This window comes from Streptomyces sp. NPDC055400, assembly GCF_053644375.1.
Genome location: NZ_JBSHLM010000001.1, coordinates 209,404 through 227,647, shown reverse-complemented (window position 1 = coordinate 227,647; position 18,244 = coordinate 209,404). Strand labels below are relative to the sequence as shown.

Below are 18,244 nucleotides of genomic sequence, written 5' to 3'. Positions count from 1 at the left end.
GTTTCAATGCGCCTCGACGGCGGCTCTGCGCCATGGCAACAAGCCGCCAACGAAAGGGAGTTGCACGGCAGGACGATTTGGCGTTTCGCTAAGTTCACAGCGACGCCGGCACATCTTCCGACTCGTGACATATCACTCAACCCCTGGGCACGGTCGCTGCAGATGTCATGGGTGGCCCACCGGCCCGCCGGGTGACCGGGCCCAAGCAACAGCACTATCTGTAAGGAGAGCTCGTGTCTCAAACCGACAGAGCGGGCAGACGGGCGACCCCCGTCGGCCGCTCCCGGCGCCAACTGGCGTGCCTGGTGGTCGTGGGCGTGGTGGGCGCAGGCCTCACCCTCGCCCCGAACGCCGGCGCCGAGGACGGCCCGAAGCCCCTACCCATCGTGAAGGGCGCCAAGGCCCCCGCAACGGCCCGCACGCTGACGCTGGTCACTGGCGACAAACTGCAGGTCACCACCAACACCAAGGGCGAGTTGAACGCTGTCGAGCTGCCACAGCCCGGGCAGCCCGAACCGACGTTGGACGTCACCCGGACCACGGACGGCGACCTCCATGTCACCCCGGAGAGCGCGGTGCCGCTGATCGCGGCGGGCCGCCTCGACCCGGACCTGTTCGACGTCACCAAGCTGCTCAAGTACGGCTACGACGACAGCAAGACGGATCACATCCCGCTGATCGCCACCTACAACAAGAAGACCAAGAGTCTGATCGCCCCCAAGGGTGTGCAGAAGGTACGCACGCTCAGCGGCCTGCACACCACCACCTTCAGCACGCAGAAGTCCAAGGCTGACGACGTCTGGGAAGACGTCCAGGGCACCGGCGCCACGCTGGCCGACGGCATGACAAAGCTCTGGCTGGACGCTCCGGCCAAGGTCGCCGACGTCGACTGGAACCTCTCGCAGATCGAGGCTCCCGACGCCTGGGGCAAGGGACTTGACGGCAAGGACGTACCCGTCGCCGTACTGGACACGGGCGTGGACTCCACCCACCCCGACCTCGCCGGACGGATCAAGGAAACCAAGAATTTCACCTCCGAGGCCGACGGGGTGGACCACAATGGCCACGGCACGCACGTGGCCGCGACCATCGCCGGCAGCGGCGGCGCGAGCGACGGTGCGCACAAGGGCGTCGCCCCCGGCGCCGAGCTGCACATCGGAAAGGTCCTCGGCGCCGACGGAACGGGCGTTGACTCCCAGGTCCTGGCCGGCATGGACTGGGCCGCGCACTCCGGTGCGAAGATCGTCAGCATGTCCCTCGGCGGCCAATTCGCCTCCGACGGCACCGACGTGCTCAGCCAAACAGTCAACCAGCTGTCGGAAGAGACCGGCACGCTCTTCGTAATCGCCGCGGGCAATACGGGCGACAAGGGTACGAGCACCGTCGCCGCTCCCGGCGCCGCGGCCGACGCCCTGACCATCGGCGCCGTCGACTCCGCCGGCAAGATCGCGCGCTTCTCCAGCCGCGGCCCGCTCATCAACAATGGCGCCGTCAAGCCGGATGTCACAGCGCCGGGCGTCGACATCATCTCGGCGCGCGCTGCGGGTACCGCCATGGGCACACCCGTGGACGACCTGTACACCAAGGCCAGCGGCACCTCCATGGCGACCCCGCACGTCGCCGGCGCCGCCGCCATCGTCGCCCAGGCCCACCCCGACTGGACCGGCCAGCAGATCAAGGCCGCCCTCGTCGGGAGCGCGGAACCCGGCCAGGAGGACGGGTTCACCGACGGCAGCGGCGAGATCCGCGTCAGCCGGGCCGCCGAGGCGAAGGTGCTCGCCGAGCCCGCGAATCTCAACTTCCACTTCGTGCCCCCCTCCGGAACGGAGAAGGCCACCCACGAGATCACGTACACCAACACCGCGGACAACCCGGTCACCGTGAACCTGAAGGCCGACTTCAGCCGCTCCGGGACCCCGGCGCCGGAGGGTGCGTTCACCTTCACCGACACCTCGATTACCGTCCCAGCAGGCGGCAGCGCCGCCGCGACCCTGGTCGTCGACCCGGCTAAGGTCGAGACCGGCACCTACGGCGGCTTGGTCACCGCCACCGCCGACGGCGGGAGCACCGTCCGCACTCCGGCCTCCGTCAGCAAGGACCTTCCGCGGACCAAGATCTCGCTACCGCTCACCGCACACGACGGCAGCAGCCATGCCATCGGCGGGCAGATCGTCCTCTGGGGCGAGGACAAGGGAGCGCCGAACCTCCCCACCACCATCAGCGTCACCCCCGGCCAGACCTCCGAGATCTCGGTTCCGTCGGGCAAATACACGATCGTAGGCCGGCTGACCCGTACCAACTCGGCCGGGACCATCATCGAGCGCTACTTCCTCGGTAGTACGGGTGTAGCGGTGACCGGTGACACAATGACCTTCCCGCTCGACGGCTCCAAGGCCCGCAAGTCCGAGTTGCGCGGCGAGAAGCCGGCCGAGGTGCGCTACCGCGAGTTCGGCTGGCAGCGGCAGGCGGACACCCCGCCCGGCTTCCGCTACATCGACACCCGCCAGCTGATACCCGACAAGTGTCACGAGGACTTCTACGTCGGAGCGATGAAGGCGAACGGCGGCGCGTTCCAGTGGAGCCACCGCGCCGTCTCCTACCACGAGGACGTCGACGCCCGCGTGGTCAACGGCGCCGTCATCGACGCCGTGCCCGTCGGACGCGCGGGTACGACCGCGGCCCGTGGTGAGCACCACTACCGCGTCGTCCCCGTCGGCAAGGCCACCGCAGCGGAACTGGCGGGCAAGGACCTCGACGGTGCCATTGCCCTCGTCGACCATGTCCCCGGCACCAGCTACTCGCGGCAGACGACGGATCTGAAGGCCGCCGGCGCCGCAGCCGCGCTGCTCGCCGGACCGAACGGGGAACTCTTCGCCGACCCCAACTTCCTGTCAGTGCTCCCCGCGTACACGATCACCAAGACCACGGCCGACCGGCTGCGCAAGCCCCGTACCGAGGTGGACATCGACTACGACCCGGACAGCCCGTACATGTACGACCTGGTCACCGGAGGCACGGACACCGGCACCGACCCGGTCTCGGTGAAGGCCGACGACGCCAAGCTGGCCCGTGTCGATGCCGACTACCACTCCCCGAACGGCGCCAGCACACTCGTCGGGGTCTATCGGACGGCCACCTGGGGCGCTGTCCTGGACGGTCTGGCCCACGTCGAACCGGTCATGCTGCCGCACAAGCGCACCGAGTACTACACGCCCGACCCGAATGTTTCCTGGAGCCGCTCGCTGTACCCCCGCGACACGGGCTCCCTGCCGTCACTGGCCCCCGCCTTCACCACTCCGGGCGGCGTCTTCACGCCGGGCAGCACCCGGCATGAGGACTGGCTGAAGCCCGGGATCGCCCCCTACGTCGGCAACGGCGTGGTCTCCTGGTACGACGCCACCAGGTTGCGCATCAACGCCCGCACGTGGGGCGACAGCAGCGGCATCCACGGAAAGTTCCTCGAGAGCGGCGCCGACGTCGTCAGCACTTCCTGGTACCGCAACGGTGAACTGGTCGGCTCTGCCCCGGACTTCGAGCGCCTGGGCCTGCCGGTCGAGGCCGATCCCGCGGACTACCGCCTCGACGTCGACGCCAAGCGGGAGAACCAGCCAGGCTGGGGCTACTCCACGCACGTCTCCACATCTTGGTCGTTCCGCACCGCGCAGCGGCAGGCGGCCCCGAACCTTCCGGCACCGCGCTACGACATCCCGACTGACGGCTACGGAAAGGTCCGCGGGGACCACTCGATGACCCTCACCCTGGCCACGGGCACCAACCCGAAGTCGGCGAAGGTGTCGTTCTCGTACGACGGCGGCACCTCCTGGAAGGACGCGTCGGTCAGTCGGCGCGCGGACGGCACCTGGTCCGTCACCGTGCAGCTGCCCAAGGCGGACGCGGTCAAGGACGGCAAGGTCTCGATGCGTCTGGAGGCGGCCAACACCGCCGGTGACACGGTCACCCAGACCATCACCAACGCCTTCGGCGTGAAGTAGTCCGATCCGCTGTCTCGGCCCCGGCACCTCCGTCTGGAGGTGCCGGGGCCACGCACTTGTGAGGGGCAGGTCCTTCGGGACCGGTCGGGGGGTTCGCGATGGTGTACGCCGAGGACCACGAGGGGTCGGTGAACGCGCGATGGGAGGCACTCGGGGTGCGCCCCTTCGACCGGGAGGTCTATCTGGAGGCGCTGCGGCACCCGCACGGGGGCGTGGCGGGATGGGCGGTCGGGCTCGGCGCTCCGGTGTCACGGGTGCGGCGTGCCGCCGACCGGCTGCTGGAGCTCGGCCTGCTGCACCGCACGGCGCGGCAGCGCTCACGCCTCGAACCGGTCGATCCGCAGCTCGCGGTGCGCGCCGTGGTCCGCCGCCACCAGGAGGAGGTGGACCGGCTGGCGGAAGCGGCCGGCGCGCTCACCGAGCAGCTCGCCGACACGTACGAGCACGGGCGGCTGCGGGCCAGGCCCGACCGGATCCTGGAGGTCGTGGAGGGCGCCGAAGAGACGTCCGCGCAGATCGGTGCGCTGCTCGCCGACGCGGAGGCGGAGGTCTGCGTCATCGACGCCCCGCCGTATGTGTCCCCGCACGAGCGCGGGCGCGCCGTCGACGACGGGCTGCGCGCCCGGGGCATCCGGTCCCGGGTGCTGTACGACGCCCGGGTGCTCGCCGACGCGGGGAGGTTCACCCGGGCGATGGCCGCGGTGGCCGCCGGTGAGCAGGTCAGGGTGGTGGCGTCGGCGCCACTGAAACTGCTGCTGGTCGACGGCAGGATGGCGCTGATCCCGCTGACCGGGAGCGAGACCCGTCAGCGGCACCGCTCGGTGGTGGTGCACGGTTCCACGCTCACGGACGCGCTGCAGGAGCTGTTCGAGGTGGTGTGGCGGCAGGCCTCGCCGTTGCGGGCGCGCGGGCAGCTGCCCGACCGGCGCCTGGCCCGCGAGGAGGGCCTGACCGCCGCCGAGCAGGAGCTGGTGGAGCTGCTCGGCTCGGGCCTGACCGACGAGGTGATCGCCCGCCATCTGGGCGTGTCCGACCGGACGCTGCGCCGGCGCGTCAGGGAGCTGCAGGACCGTCTCGGCTCGACCGGACGGTTCCAGGCCGGGGTGCGGGTGGCCCAGCGCGGCTGGCTGTGACGAGGAGCGGTCTTCCCGGCGCGGATGACGCCGGGAAGCCCGCTCAGCGGTGCGTCAGCTGCAGCTGTGGTCGAGCTGGAGCGTGAAGTCCGCCGTGGTGGTGTCCCCTCGCTTGATCCTGACGTTGCGCGAGTCGGGCGTCCAGCCGTCCTTGACCGCGATCACCTCGAGCGGGCTGTTGCGGGCGTCGAGCCACAGGGCGTACATGCCGTCCCTGTCGGTCTTGAGCGTGTAGCTCCCCGACGCGCTCTTGATCCGTACGGTCGCTCCCTTCAGCGCGGCCGGGTCCGCCGAGCAGTCGGCGCCCTTGACCGTTCCGGTGATCTTGCCCCAGGTCGCGGGCGGGTTGACGGTCATGGTGACGCCGATGGGCTGGTACGCGTACGGCGTGTTCTCGGCGATTGCCAGCGTGGCCCTGTAGACGCCCGGTTGGGACACACTGGCGGCCCCGGCGTCCACGGTCACCGTGGCGGTCTTCGACTCCCCGGGCGCGAGGGTGAGTTCCTTGGTGTCCAGGGAGAGCCAGTCCACCTCGGTGGCGTCGTTGCAGGTGCCGAGGCCCGGCAGCTGCTCGACCAGATGGGTCGGGCTGAACCCGCCCGCCGAGCCGCCCACCTTGTAGAAGCCGCAGGAACTGCCGCCGCGGTACAGAGCGTTGTTGGAGTTGGCGACATCGGACCAGGCGTCGGTGCGCGGGTCGTACGCGACGCCCTGGTTGGTGACGGTCGTGTTCTGGCCGGTGGTGCCGCCGGACATCAGGAGCTGCCCACCGACCGCGGTGTAGCCGCCGCCCCACAGGTCGAGCGGCAGGTCCGCAATCGGCGACCAGGCGTCGGTGGTGGGGTCGTAGACATAGGCGCGCCGGGAGCTGCCGTTGTCGGTGGTGCCGCCGGCGCAGTAGAGCTGGCCGTTGATGCCACCGCAGCCGAGCCATGACGTCGGCTCCGGGTACGGCGCGAGAGTCTTCCAGTCGTCGGTGTCGGGGTTGTAAGCGTGGACGTCCCTGGCGCCGCAGCTGTTGGTGCCGCAGCCGCCGACGACGTACCACATGCCGTCCAAGGTGGCCGATGCCGCGCCCGCGTACCCCTTGGGGACGTCCGCCATGTTCGACCAGCTGTCGGTCTGCGGGTCGTAGGCCTGGGTGCGGCTCAGGGTGTCACCCCCCTCCGACCATCCTCCAGTCACGTACAACATGCCGTTCAGAAAAGCGGTTTGGGCCGCGTCGCGTCGCTGCCCGCTGTCGGTGGTCAGGCTCCATGCGGTGGTGGCCGGATCGTAGACGTAGGTGTTGGAGGCGATGGCGTTGCCGCTGGTGCCACCCACCGAGTACACCGTGCCGTCGTCGCCGGTGGCGACGGCGTTGTCCATGATGGGGAGCTTGTAGTCGGTGATCGTGGTCCACGGCGCGGCGTACGGCTGGGCCTGCGCGTTCGCCTTGGACTGCGCGCTGCCCGGACGGATGAACCCGGGGGAGTAACTGCCCTTGATGATCTGGGTCGGTGCGCCGGAACCCGTCTTCTGCATGTCGAACCGGCCGGTGCGTTCGGTGAGTTTCACCGTGGCGTCGGCGGTGCCGGTGTTCTTCACGGTGGCGGTGGCCGTCTTCGATCCCTTCCAGGCCACGGTCTTGTCGATGGAAGAGGCGGTGATCTGCAGACGGCCCGCGGCCAGCGCGAAGTCGGCGGCGGTCGCCGCGTCCGCGCCGATGGCGGTCTGGGACTTCTTCGGCGCATAACCCGCTCCGTGTGCGGTGAGCGGGTGTGTGCCGGTCAGGGACGAGACGAACCAGTAGAAGCCGTCGCCGAGTGCTGTGTCGTCGGGCGTGGTGACGCTGACCGTGCCATCGGCGGGCTTGTCGTCACTGGTCACCGAGGCGCCGGCGACACCGGACTCGGTGTTGCGGTCGGTCACCTGGCCGACGACGAGCCCGGACGCCTTGGGGTCGCAGGTGCGGTCACCGGCGAAGACGTCGTCGACGGCCCACCAGTACGCGAACCTGGCGGTGTAACGGAACCTCACCTGTACCTGCGACTTGCCGGCCGCAGCCGACAGGTCGAGCGTCTCGGTGACGGGTCCGGTGTGCGAGGTGCTGGTCCAGTGCGACAGGGTCTGCCAAGTGGTGCCGCCGTCGGTGCTCAGGTCGACGTCGGCGCTTCCGTTCGTGTACGAGTGGTAGTCGTTGCCGAACTCCAGGATCGGGTGGGTGCGGTCGCTGAAGTCCCAGACCGGGCTGACCAGGGACGTGTCCTGCCGGCCGGCGGGGCCGTAGACGTCGCTGTCGATCATGGCGAACTTGCCCGTGCCGCCGGTGTGGTTGCCGAACCGCGTGCTGTCGAACCTCCAGGCCTGCCCCTCGCCGGCGTCGTCGACGACGGTCCAGCCCTCGGGCGGTGTGGTGCCGTCCGAGCCCTCGAAGTCCTGCTTGGCGCCGTGGTATGTGTAGCCGTATCCGGCGGCGCTGCAGCCGGCCTCGTCGACCTTCACGCCGACGTTCCGCGTCAGGCCTGACCCGGCGACGGTGACGTCCTCGGTGACCCGCCGGTAGCCGGGGTAGGACGCGTCGACCTGCAGGGTGTAGGTGTCGTTCTCGGGGAGCTGGATGGTGTAGCGGCCGGTGACCGGGTCGGTGTGGACCGCGGAGGTCGGCTCGCCCTTGACGGAGACGCTCGCGTACAGCGGCCAGTCGTGTCCGGAGTCGTCCTTCACCGTGCCGCTGACGGCCACCCGCGCTTTCGCGGTCAGTGCGGCGTCGTCGGTGACGGACTGTCCGTCGGTGAAGGTGGCCTCGGCCAGCGTCTTGGCGGCGTAGCCGAACTTGGTGATCTTCACCGCGTACGTGTCCGGCGGCACCGACAGTGCGTAGCGTCCTTGCGCGTCGGTGGTGGCGCGGAAGTCGCCCGCCGTCACTTGCGCGCCCGCGAGCGGTGTGCCGTCGCCGGCGTCCACTACCTTGCCGCTCACTGTGGCGTGCGGGCCGGCCGAGAACGCGCCGATGCCGTTGGGCGTGCCGAGGCCGGTCGGCCCGTCGTAGCCCTCCTTGCCGGTGCACAGATAGGAGCCCTCGCAGCTGCGGTGAGGAACGTGCCGGGGACGCTCTGCGCGATCGCCCCGCGCACCAGGCCCGCCGCCGACGGCATCGCGAGCAGCGCCGCCACCGACCCCGCGCCCGCCGACTCGCCGAACACCGTCACGCGGTCCGGGTCCCCACCGCATGCCCCGACGTTCTCCCGCACCCAGCGCAGCGCCGCCGCCTGGTCGAGCAGCCCGCGGTTGGCGGGCGCGCCCTCGAACACCGCGAACCCCTCAGCGCCGACACGGTAGTTGCACGTCACGACCACCACACCGCGCTCGGCGAGCGCCGCGCCGTCGTACGGCGGCCCGTCCGCGGACCCGATGAGATAGGCGCCCCCGTAGAGGTAGACGAGGGCCGGCAGCCGGGCCGCGCCGGGCTGCGGCGACCACACGTTGACCGTCAGCCACTCCTCGCTCTCGGGCGCCGGGGAGAGCGGGATCCCCATGGTCAGCGACTGCGGAGGCGGCGGCCCGAACGCGAAAGCGTCCCGCACCCCGTCCCACGGCAGCGCCGGCGCGGGCGCCGCCAAGTGCAGCGGCCCCACGGGGGCCCGGCGTACAGAATGCCGCGAAAGACGCTGAGCGGCCCCTCGGTGAGCCCGCGGACGAGTCCTTCGTGGTGCGCACGGGGGCGGTGGTGGTGGCGTCGGTCATGCGGTGTGTTCCTCCGGGGCGGTCAGGCGGGTGGGTGTGGTGGCCGCCGTACAGCATCCAGAATGACACGAGTAACCTGAGTATGTGGCCCGTGCAACGAAATGCCCGACGGGGCGACGCGCGGGCCCCCGCGGGTCGGATGACGAGGACCCGGTACGCGGGCGGCTTTCTCTCGGTAACCTCTGGGGGCGACGCACCGCCTCCCCTTGTCGAAGCGCTTCGATAGACTCCTGGACAGGCCACTGCCGACCCCCATAGGGTCGGGATGTCGAACGTTCACAGGTAACCCGTTGGTGTCGAATCGCTTCGGCGCCCCCACGTCCCGGCTCAGGAGAACGACATGGTCACGCTCGCAGAGGTCGCCCGGCACGCGGGAGTCTCCGCCAGCACCGTGAGTTATGTCCTCAGCGGCAAGCGGTCCATCTCCGCGGCCACCCGTGAGCGCGTCGAGTACAGCGTCCGCCAGCTCGGCTACCACCCGAACGCGGGCGCGCGTGCCCTGGCCAGCAGCAAGTCGAACATCATCGCGCTGATGGTGCCGCTCCGTACCGACATGTATATGCCGGTGATGATGGAGATCGCGATGGCCGTCGCCACCGCCGCCCGCACCCACGGCTACGACATCCTGCTCCTCACCGGCGAGGAGGGCGCCCAGGCCGTGCGCCGCATCGAGGGCAGCGCGCTCGCCGACGCCATGATCGTGATGGACGTCGAGCTGGACGACGAGCGGCTGCCGCTGCTGCGCTCCGCGGGCCGGCCCGCCGTGCTGATCGGGCTGCCCGCCGTCACCGCCGGACTCACCTGCGTGGACCTCGACTTCGCCGCCGCCGGCGCCCTGTGCGCCCAGCACCTCGCCGACCTCGGGCACCGTGAGATCGCCGTGATCGGCGAGGCCGCCGCCGTGTACGAGCGGCACACCGGATTCGCCGAGCGCACCCTGACGGGCCTGCGCGAGCGCAGCACCGAACTGGGCCTTCGCCTGCTGCACCGCCCCTGCGAAGGCTCGTACGCCTCCGTCGCGGCAACGTTGTCGCGGATCTTCGACGAGCGCCCCGGCACCACCGCCTTCGTCGTCCAGAACGAGGCGGCGACCGACCCGCTGCTCGCCCTCCTGCGCCAGTCCGGGCGCGCGGTCCCCGAGGACGTCTCGGTCGTCGCGGTCTGCCCCGACCAGGTCGCGGCGCACGCATCGGTGCCGCTCACGTCGGTCGCGGTGCCCGCACAGGAGATGGGCCGGCGGGCCGTCGAACAGGTCATCGCGCGGATCGAGGGACGCGGGTCGGACGAGGAAGTCGTCCTGCTCGCGCCGGAGTTGACCCTGCGGGAGAGCGCAGCCCAGGCTCCCGCCGGAGTCTGAGCCGCGCCCGTCCACGAACTACCGTGTCCTCAGCGTGGGTTCGTGCTCGACGCCGGCGGCCAGGCGCAGTCGCCCGTCGTCGCCGTCCGGAGTCCTGAGCTCGATGTGCGCGTCGCGGCCGGGCCGGACCAGGGCCGCGCAGGTGGCCCCGGACCAGGTGAGGTCGACGCGTGCGCCGAACCGGGTGCGCAGCCCGCGCACCTCGCCGCGCCGCCAGCCGACGGGCAGCGCGGGCAGCAGTACGAGGCGCTCGGGCGTCGACTGGAGCAGCGCCTCGGTGAGCACGGCGGGCAGCGTGTGCGCCGCGTCGGCGTTGTAGACGTCCCGGGCGGGGTAGTGCGTGCTCATCAGGGAGCGGTGGAAGTAGTCACCGGTCAGGACGTGCCGCAGCGCCTCGGCCACCCGGGGCGCGTCGCGCAGCCGCGCCGCGACCAGGGCGTGGTGCAGATGGCCGTGCGCGGAGTGGTTCTCGGCGCCGCGCAGTTCCAGCGCCCGGTGCGCGGCCTTCGCCAACTCCGGTGTGTCATAAGGGGTGATGTCGTGGTGCGGCCACACCGGGTAGAGGTGGCTGAGGTGCCGGTGGTCGTAGGCGTCGTCGAGGCCCGGCCACGCCCACTCGGCGAGGGCCCCGTCCGCGTTGATCCGGTAGTCGGGCAGCCGCTCGGCGAGCGCCGTCCAGCGCTCCGCATCCGGGCCGGGGTGCCAGGCGGCGGCGGTACGCAGCGCGTGCCGGGCCGCTGCGATGTCCATCGTCGCGTTGAGGGTGCCCCAACTCGCGTTCGCCGGCCGGTTCTCCGGCGAGTACGACGGCACGATCACCACACGCCCGTCGGGACCGGTCCGGGTGAGGAAGTCCTCGTAGAACAGGGCGACTTCGGCGAGCGCGGCGGCCAGCCACGCGGGCCGCTCCCCGGCCGTCTCGGCCTGCTCCACGAGCGGCGTGAGCAGCCAGTCGGCGCCCGCGGTCCACAGGTGCATCGGCCACTGCCGCTGGAAGTGGTACGCATGTCCTGACTCGCCGTCGGTGTGCGCGGGCGCGACGACGCCCCGCGTCCCGAAGATGCTCCGCGCGTTGTCCCGCCAGTGGCTCAACTGGCCCTGGATCAACGCCCCGAGGGCGTCGGTGACCTCTGGCGGTGCGCAGGCCGGAGCCGACGCCGTCTGGAGGTTGAGGTTGGCGTCCGTGGTGAACGCGGCGGACCAGGCCGTGTCCCACTCGCCGGTCCACAGCCCCGTGAGCCGCGGCGGCAGCGCGCCCGACGCGCTCAGCAGATGGTAGCGGCCCGCCGCGAAGAGCCGCTCGAGCAGGGCGGGGCTCTCGGTCCGCGCCAGCAACTCCGCGCCGGGCAGGCCGCGTTCACCACGCGGCGCGTCGAGGGTGAGCGTGACCCGCTCGTACGCGGGGCGGTGCAGGGCCTCGTGCCGGTCGAGGAGCCGCGCGTACGTCTCCTCGGCCGGGTCGTCCCCGCCGGTGAGCTCCGCGAGCGCGGCGGCCTCGGCGGCCGTGTCGAGCTCCCCGCGGTGCCGGTGCACCCGGGTGAGCAGGAGCAGCCCGTCCGCGCCCTCGACCCGCAGCCCCTGGGCGCCGACCGAGGTGCGCCCGCCCCGCACGACGGCCAGGGTCGTCCCCGTGTACGCGAGATCGCTGTCCGGGTAGTGGCAGCGCAGCGTCAACTGGGCCCCGTACGGCGTGAGTACGACCCCCCGGCCGACACCGAGCCCGTCCGGCACCCCGGTCAGCCGCGGGTCGAGGAACACCTCGCCTGCCAGGCCCGGACCGGTGACGTACTGCACCACGACGTCGTCCGCCCGCGACACGAACACCCGCCCGCGCCACCCGCCGCACCACGCCTCGGCCACCCCCGTCGCGAAGTCGACGGCGCGCCGGTAGCCCCGCCACACCGCGCCCTCGCGCACGAACCGCACCTGGAACGCCGGTTGGAACGCCTGCACCCAGCGCAGCGGCCGCCCGTCCGTGAACGACTCGGCCGCGTCCGTCTCGCCCGCGAGCAAGCGGTCCTGGAGCGCGGGGAGCAGGGCGGCGAGCGCGGGCGGCCGCGGCTGCGGGCCTCCTTCGGGGCGGACCAGACAGTGATGGGTGACGGCCACCCGGTCGTCGTACGGGTCGCCGAACACAAGAGCGCCGTGCCGGCCGTTCCCGCTCAGGAAGGCGTCCTCCCAGCGGGCGGCCGGGGTCGTCTCCCAGGTGCCGTGCGGATGCTCAGGCAGCACCGCGGCCTCGCGTCTGTCGGGTGAGCACGGCCACGCCGTACCGGCCGAGCCGCACGGACCCGGAGTGGTCCTCGTCCGTCAGCACGTCCCGGTAGGGGCCGTCGTCCGGCAGGTCGACCTTCACCTCGCCGCGCCCGTGGTGCAGCAGGAACAGCAGATCGCCACGGCGTACGGCCTCCACCCCTGCGGGGAGGCCGGACAGTGCAGGCCGTACGCCCGCTTCGGCGGCCGCGCCCGCGAGCAGCGAGCGCAGGGCCGGGGGATCGGGGAGCGTGGACACGTACCAGGCGCGGCCGCGGCGCAGCACGGCGGGCAGCCCGTCGAGTTCGCCGCCCCGGTAGGCGGCCACCACGTCGGTGCCGTCGGCGGCCGTCAGCTCCTCCGACCACAGCGTCCCGCCGAACTCCCCGCAGTCGACGCGCTCTTCGGCTTCCAGCGGCCACCACTCGTGCACGGTGCGGATGCCGAACAGCTCGCGCAGCCGCGCGTCCATGCCCCCGGCCCGCACCCGGTCGTCGGTGTCGGCGACGCCCGTGAAGAACCCGGACACCAGCGTCCCGCCGCCGCGCACATACGCCCCGAGGCTGTCGATCGCCGCGTCGTCGAGCAGGTACAACTGCGGTACGACGACCACCTTGTAGCCGCTGAGATCATGCGCGGGATGCGCGAAGTCGACGGTGAGGTGTGCCTCCCACAGGGCGCGGTGCCAGGCCCGTACGACGTCCTCGTACGCGACGCGCGACGAGGGCCGCCCCTCCTGGGATCCGGCCCACCAGGAGTTCCAGTCGTGCAGCACGGCGACATCCGCCGGTACCTGAGTCCCCGTCACTTCCTTTCCCAGGAGTGCGAGTTCGGCACCGATGCGCTTGACCTCGGCGAACCCCCGCCCCTCTTCGCCCGCGTGGGCGAGCATCCCGGAGTGGAACTTCTCCGCGCCCTGCCGGGACTGCCGCCACTGGAAGTAGCAGACGGCGTCCGCCCCGCGCGCCACGGACTGCAGCGACCACAGGCGGTTGAGCCCGGCCGGCTTCGGATGGTTCACGCCGCGCCAGTTCACCGGCCCCGCGGCCTGCTCCATCACCATCCAGGGGCCGTGCGCCTGACCGCGGGTCATGTCGGCGATCATCGCGTTGTGCTGCCCGCCCAGCGGGTCCCGCGGATCCGGGTACATGTCGACCGAGACGACGTCCTCCTGCTCGGCCCACGTCCAGCCGTCCTGGCCGACCCAGAACGGCATGAAGTTGGTCGTCACCGGGATGCCGGCGCGGGAGTGGCGGCGCACCAGGTCGCGCTCGGCGACGTAGCACTCCAGGAGCGCGTCCGAGGTGAAGCGGCGGAAGTCGAGCACCTGCGTCGGGTTGCGCATGTACTGGGCGCGGCGCGGCGGGATCACGTCCTCCCACGTCTCGACGTGCTGGCTCCAAAAGGCGGTGCCCCAGGACTCGTTGAGGGCAGCGAGCGTGCCGTACCGCGCGCGCAGCCACGTACGGAAGGCGCGTGCCGCCTCGTCGCCGTAGTCGAACGTGCAGTACTCGTTGTTGATGTGCCACATGCGCAGCGCCGGATGATGTCCGTACCGCTTCGCCAGGTCCTCGGTGATCGCGGCGGCGTAGCGGCGGTACGTGCTGGAGGAGTGCGAGAACTGCTGCCGCGAGCCCCACCACACGATCTGCCCGTTCTCGTCGCGCGGCAGCGTCTCCGGGTGCAGCCGCCCGAGCCACGGTGGCGGCGACGCGGTCGGCGTCGCGAGCACCACCCCGATGCCGTGCGCGTCCATCAGGTCCATCAGCCGGTCCAGCCAGCCGAACTCCCGGTCACCGGGCCGGGGTTCGAGCTTCGCCCAGGAGAACACACCGAGTGTCACGGACGTGACCCCGGCCTCCTTCATCAGGCGCACGTCGTCGAGCCACACCTCCTCGGGCCATTGCTCGGGGTTGTAGTCGCCGCCGTAGAGGAGGCGGCCGTCAGGGGCGATCATGATGTCTGGCTCCGTGAGCTGAGAGGGTCGTGGAGTGCTGCGCGCGCCCGGTCCGGGGGAGCGGCACCGGGCGCGGCGCGAGTGGGGGTGCCGTCAGCCCTTGACGGCACCGGTGAGCATGCCCTTCTTGAAGTGGCGCTGGACGAAGGGCGAGGCCACGGCGACGGGGATCAGGGCGAGGATCATGACGGCCATCTGGATCCCGAGGGGGGAGAGTTCACCCGTGCGGACCGCTTCCTGGAGCCCGGTCGGCGCCTCGGTGTGCCGCATCACGAGCTGGATGAGGACGTTCTGCAGAGGCAGCATCCGCTGGTCGCTGAGGTAGATGGAGGCGTTGAACCAGGCGCTCCAGTACCCGACCGCGTAGAAGAGGGAGATGACGGCGAGCACCGCGCGGGAGAGCGGCATGATGATCGTCAGCAGGATCCGCAGGTCCCCGGCCCCGTCGATGCGGGCCGACTCGGTGAGTTCGGGCGAGATGCCCATGAAGAAGGCCCGCAGCACCAGGATGTTGAAGACGCTCACCGCACTCGGCAGGATCAGCGCCAGATAGGTGTCGGTGAGCCCGAGCGACTGCACCAGCAGATACGTCGGGATGAGGCCGGCGCCGAAGAACATCGTCGCCATCATCGTCATCAGGAAGAACCGGTGGCCGAGGCTGCCGCGCCGGGAGAGGCCGTAGGCCGCGAGCACCGACACGGCCATCGAGAACAGCGTGCCGAACAGGGTCACGCCGACCGAGACCATGATGGCCCGGCTGACCTGACCGCCGCTGAGCAGCTCCTTGTAGTTGACGAAGGTGATGCCCTGCGGGATCACCACCAGACCGCCGACCCGGTCGATCACCGGCTTCGGGGAGAGGCTGGTGACGATCACGATCCACAGCGGGCCGAGCACGCCGAGACAGCACAGGGCGAGGAAGCCGCCCTTCAGGGTGAGACCGGTCCTGGTCGGGGGCTCCTCCCACACGGGCCGCGGCGGCGCCTGGAGGCTACGGATCAACTGCGTGTTCAGACTCACTTCTGGTACACCCCCTGCTCGCCGAGCAGATGCGCGAACTTGTTCGCCGCGAGCACGAGACAGACGCCGATGGCGCCCTTGGCGAGGCCGACCGCGGCCGCGTAGCTGAAGTCCCCGTTCTGCAGACCCATGCTCCACACGTACGTGTCGAGGACCTCACTGGCGCCCGTCCCCACCGCGTCACGCTGGAGAAGGAACTGCTCGAACCCGACGGACAGCGCGTCGCCGACCCGCAGCACGAGGAGCAGCGCGATCACCGGGCGCAGCGCCGGGAGGGTCACGTGCCACATGCGGCGCCAGCGGCCCGCGCCGTCCATGGCGGCGGCCTCGTACAGATCCGTGGGGACGGCGGCCAGGGCGGCGAGGAACACGATGATCCCCCAGCCGGCGTCCTTCCACACGGCCTGCGCGGTCACCAGGAACTTGAAGAGGCTGCTGTTGGTCATCAGGTCGAAGCTGCCCCAGCCGTGGTCCTGGAGCGTCTGGGCGATGATGCCCGCCCCGCCGAAGATCTGCTGGAAGACGGTGACGACGAGCACCCACGAGAAGAAGTGGGGCAGATACATGATCGCCTGCGCCACGGCCCGCACCCGGGGCCGGATCACACTGTTGATGAGGATCGCGAGGGCGATGGGAATCGGGAAGAACAGGACGAGTTGGAGCACGAAGAGCACGAGCGTGTTCTTGACCGCGTCCCAGAACAACGCGTCGCTCACCATGCGGCTGAACTGCTCCATGCCCACCCACGGGCTGTGCAGGATCGCGGTGACTCCGTTGCTGGAGACGTAGGGGTCGTAGTCCTGGAGGGCCACGACGTTGCCGAGCAGCGGTATGTAGTTGAAGACGAGGACCAGGACGATGGCGGGCAGCGTCATCAGGATCAGCGTCCTGTCGCGGTGCCATCGCTTGCGCCAGGGCACGTGGGTGCGCGCCCGCTTCCCGGGGGTGGTCCTCGACGCGGCGAGTGCGGCGGCCGGCTCCTCGACGGCCGCCGCGGGGCGCATGCCGTCGGGCCGGCTCCCGGCCGTGATGGACATCAGTTGCCGCTGCCGTTCTCGTCGAGGAGCTTCTTGTACCAGTCGCGCAGCTTGTCGCCCCCCGACGACTTCCAGGTGGAGATGGCCTGCTGCACGTCGGACAGCGACTTGTGGCCGCGTGCGTAGTCGAGCTCCAGCTGCTCGAACGGGGTGCTCAGGTTGGCGAACCGGGACGGTTCGATGATGTTCATGCCGAACGTGGAGGTCTTCTTCAGGTTGGCGCCCTGCCGCTGCCGCCACTCGACCTGCTTGCGGGCGACCTCGGGGAAATCGGGGTGCGCGGTGAACGGGGCGGGCTGCGCCAGCATCGCCCAGGCGTTGAGGACCTCGGAGTTGCCACGGTCGTTCTTGACCGGGACACCGTCCTTGACGGTGTAGTGGGTGCCCTCGATGCCGTAGTCGACGAGCATCCGCTCCTTGGTGCCGTAGGGCGCGGCCGCGAAGTTCGCGGCCGCGAGCGCGTTCTCGATGACGTTCTTGGAGGCGCCCTTGCGGATGAACGACCAGATGCTGGCGGGCTGCCCGGCATAGATCACCGGCTTGCCGCCGTCGGCGCCGAAGATGTCGAAGGCCTCGATCTTGAAGTCCGGGTTGGACTTGGCCTGTTCGGCGGTCTTGCGGTACCAGTCGTCGAGGTTGCCCTGGTAGACGAGGATCTGGCCCGCGGTGAACCGCTGGCTCGGGTCGCCCGAGCGTGCCTTGTCGTCGGGGTGGACGACGCCGGCGTCGAACACCTTGCGCATCCACTCCAGGGCCTCGAGGTACTCGGGGTGCTCGATGCGGAACGTCAGCTTGCCGTCGTCCCCGATGTTCCAGCCGAGCGTTCCCGCCGGCTGGAGGCCGAAGATGCTCTGCGCGATCCACCACATGTCGCTGCAGGCGTACACCTTCGCCTTGGGGCTGGTGGCTTCCTTGGCCCAGCTCAGGAACTCGTCGGGGGACGTGGGTGGCTGCCAGCCCTTCTTGTCGAAGATGTCCTTGCGGTAGAAGGGCGCGTTGCCGGGGGCGATCGCGCCGGGCATCGGGATGCCCCGCAGCGCGCCGCCGAAAATGCCCATGCGCCAGGCGTCGGAGGGGATCGCCGCCAGGTTCGGGTACTTCTTCACCTTGTCCCCGGCCAGGTAGGGGCCGAGGTCCATGAACTTGGCCGAGACCGCGCTGGGAATCTTGCCGGTCAGCTCCCAGCTCGGCACGACGACCATGTCGGGTATGGAGCTGGAGGCGAGGACCGCGCCGAGCTTGTCGCCGTACTTCATGCCGTCCTGGTTCTGCCAGGTGATGTGGGTTCCGGCGATCTTGTCGAGCTGGGTGTAGTAGGCACAGCCCGGCTTGGGCGGGGAACCCCAGAACGGGGACATGACCTTGAAGGGGGTGCCGGTTCCCAACTTCTCCGGCACCGAGGTCTCAAGAGCCGACAGGTCCACCTTCTGCGTGTAGCCGGCGGGCGCGCCGTTCTTCGCGGGGATGTCGGGCTGGGCGAGCTTGCTGGCAGTGAACGTCGGCAGCAGCTTCTGCGCGTTCTTGCCGGAGGTCGCACCCTCCCGGTTCGTGTTCTCCGATCCGCCGCACGCAGCGAGCAGCGGCATCCCCCCGGCCACGGCCGCGGCGGCCACGGCGGACGAGGCGAGGAAGCTTCTGCGGCTGGGGGCGGAAGCGGAGGATGAGTTAGGCGTCATTGCGGTAACCCTTCGGGAACTTCACGGCGCGCCACTGTCGAAGCGCTTCGATGTTGCAGCGAGGTTAAAGGCGCGCTCTCGGCGTCACAAGGC

General features: G+C 70.6%; 10 protein-coding genes. 3 read left to right on the top strand and 7 right to left on the bottom strand.

The genetic code is table 11. The features are described from left to right. Positions 1 to 233 precede the first annotated feature (233 nt). Together ACWIGU_RS00995 and ACWIGU_RS00990 are read left to right on the top strand one after the other, a co-directional pair. Positions 234 to 3,992 (top strand): S8 family serine peptidase, encoded by a 3,759-nt coding sequence (locus ACWIGU_RS00995; protein WP_454396101.1) that lies wholly within the window; start codon positions 234 to 236, stop codon positions 3,990 to 3,992. 98 nt (positions 3,993 to 4,090) lie between these two features. Continuing rightward, positions 4,091 to 5,125, top strand: a complete 1,035-nt coding sequence (locus ACWIGU_RS00990; RefSeq protein ID WP_454396099.1) for a helix-turn-helix transcriptional regulator — start codon at positions 4,091 to 4,093, stop codon at positions 5,123 to 5,125. A gap of 54 nt (positions 5,126 to 5,179) precedes the next feature. Here the strand turns inward: ACWIGU_RS00990 and ACWIGU_RS00985 are convergent, their stop codons facing one another. Next, entirely contained in the window at positions 5,180 to 8,086 is a 2,907-nt protein-coding gene (locus tag ACWIGU_RS00985; protein ID WP_454396097.1) for a carboxypeptidase regulatory-like domain-containing protein, read from the bottom strand. Beyond that, a complete protein-coding gene (locus ACWIGU_RS00980) occupies positions 8,083 to 8,742 on the bottom strand; it encodes a carboxylesterase family protein (protein WP_454396095.1) in 660 nt (219 codons plus the stop codon). The genes ACWIGU_RS00985 and ACWIGU_RS00980 overlap by 4 nt, the downstream gene beginning before the upstream one ends. A gap of 449 nt (positions 8,743 to 9,191) precedes the next feature. Between ACWIGU_RS00980 and ACWIGU_RS00975 the strand changes: the two genes are divergently transcribed. Then, on the top strand, positions 9,192 to 10,208 hold the full coding sequence (locus ACWIGU_RS00975; protein ID WP_454396093.1) for a LacI family DNA-binding transcriptional regulator: 1,017 nt from the start codon (positions 9,192 to 9,194) through the stop codon (positions 10,206 to 10,208). Positions 10,209 to 10,226: 18 nt separating this feature from the next. Here the strand turns inward: ACWIGU_RS00975 and ACWIGU_RS00970 are convergent, their stop codons facing one another. The 5 genes from ACWIGU_RS00970 to ACWIGU_RS00950 form a co-directional block, all read right to left on the bottom strand. Continuing rightward, on the bottom strand, positions 10,227 to 12,440 hold the full coding sequence (locus ACWIGU_RS00970; RefSeq protein ID WP_454396091.1) for a glycosyl hydrolase family 95 catalytic domain-containing protein: 2,214 nt from the start codon (positions 12,438 to 12,440) through the stop codon (positions 10,227 to 10,229). Beyond that, positions 12,430 to 14,418: a beta-galactosidase gene (locus tag ACWIGU_RS00965; RefSeq protein ID WP_454396089.1), complete on the bottom strand. Its 1,989-nt coding sequence runs from the start codon at positions 14,416 to 14,418 to the stop codon at positions 12,430 to 12,432. Before ACWIGU_RS00965 ends, ACWIGU_RS00970 begins: the two co-directional genes overlap by 11 nt. A gap of 93 nt (positions 14,419 to 14,511) precedes the next feature. Next, positions 14,512 to 15,438 carry a carbohydrate ABC transporter permease gene (locus tag ACWIGU_RS00960; protein WP_454396087.1) on the bottom strand — a complete coding sequence of 309 codons (927 nt, stop codon included), beginning with the start codon at positions 15,436 to 15,438 and terminating at the stop codon, positions 14,512 to 14,514. Next, positions 15,435 to 16,475 (bottom strand): ABC transporter permease, encoded by a 1,041-nt coding sequence (locus tag ACWIGU_RS00955; RefSeq protein ID WP_454396085.1) that lies wholly within the window; start codon positions 16,473 to 16,475, stop codon positions 15,435 to 15,437. The genes ACWIGU_RS00960 and ACWIGU_RS00955 overlap by 4 nt, the downstream gene beginning before the upstream one ends. Beyond that, complete coding sequence (locus ACWIGU_RS00950) at positions 16,475 to 18,151, bottom strand: Tat pathway signal sequence domain protein (protein ID WP_454396083.1); 1,677 nt, start codon at positions 18,149 to 18,151, stop codon at positions 16,475 to 16,477. The genes ACWIGU_RS00955 and ACWIGU_RS00950 overlap by 1 nt, the downstream gene beginning before the upstream one ends. Between the last annotated feature and the right edge of the window lie 93 nt (positions 18,152 to 18,244).

Excerpts from the sequence above, each read along its gene's own strand:
- ACWIGU_RS00990 (WP_454396099.1), top strand. The coding sequence starts at position 4,091 with ATGGTGTACGCCGAGGACCACGAGGGGTCGGTGAACGCGCGATGGGAG.
- ACWIGU_RS00975 (WP_454396093.1), top strand. The coding sequence starts at position 9,192 with ATGGTCACGCTCGCAGAGGTCGCCCGGCACGCGGGAGTCTCCGCCAGC.
- ACWIGU_RS00965 (WP_454396089.1), bottom strand. The coding sequence starts at position 14,418 with ATGATCGCCCCTGACGGCCGCCTCCTCTACGGCGGCGACTACAACCCC.
- ACWIGU_RS00955 (WP_454396085.1), bottom strand. The coding sequence starts at position 16,475 with ATGTCCATCACGGCCGGGAGCCGGCCCGACGGCATGCGCCCCGCGGCG.
- ACWIGU_RS00950 (WP_454396083.1), bottom strand. The coding sequence starts at position 18,151 with ATGACGCCTAACTCATCCTCCGCTTCCGCCCCCAGCCGCAGAAGCTTC.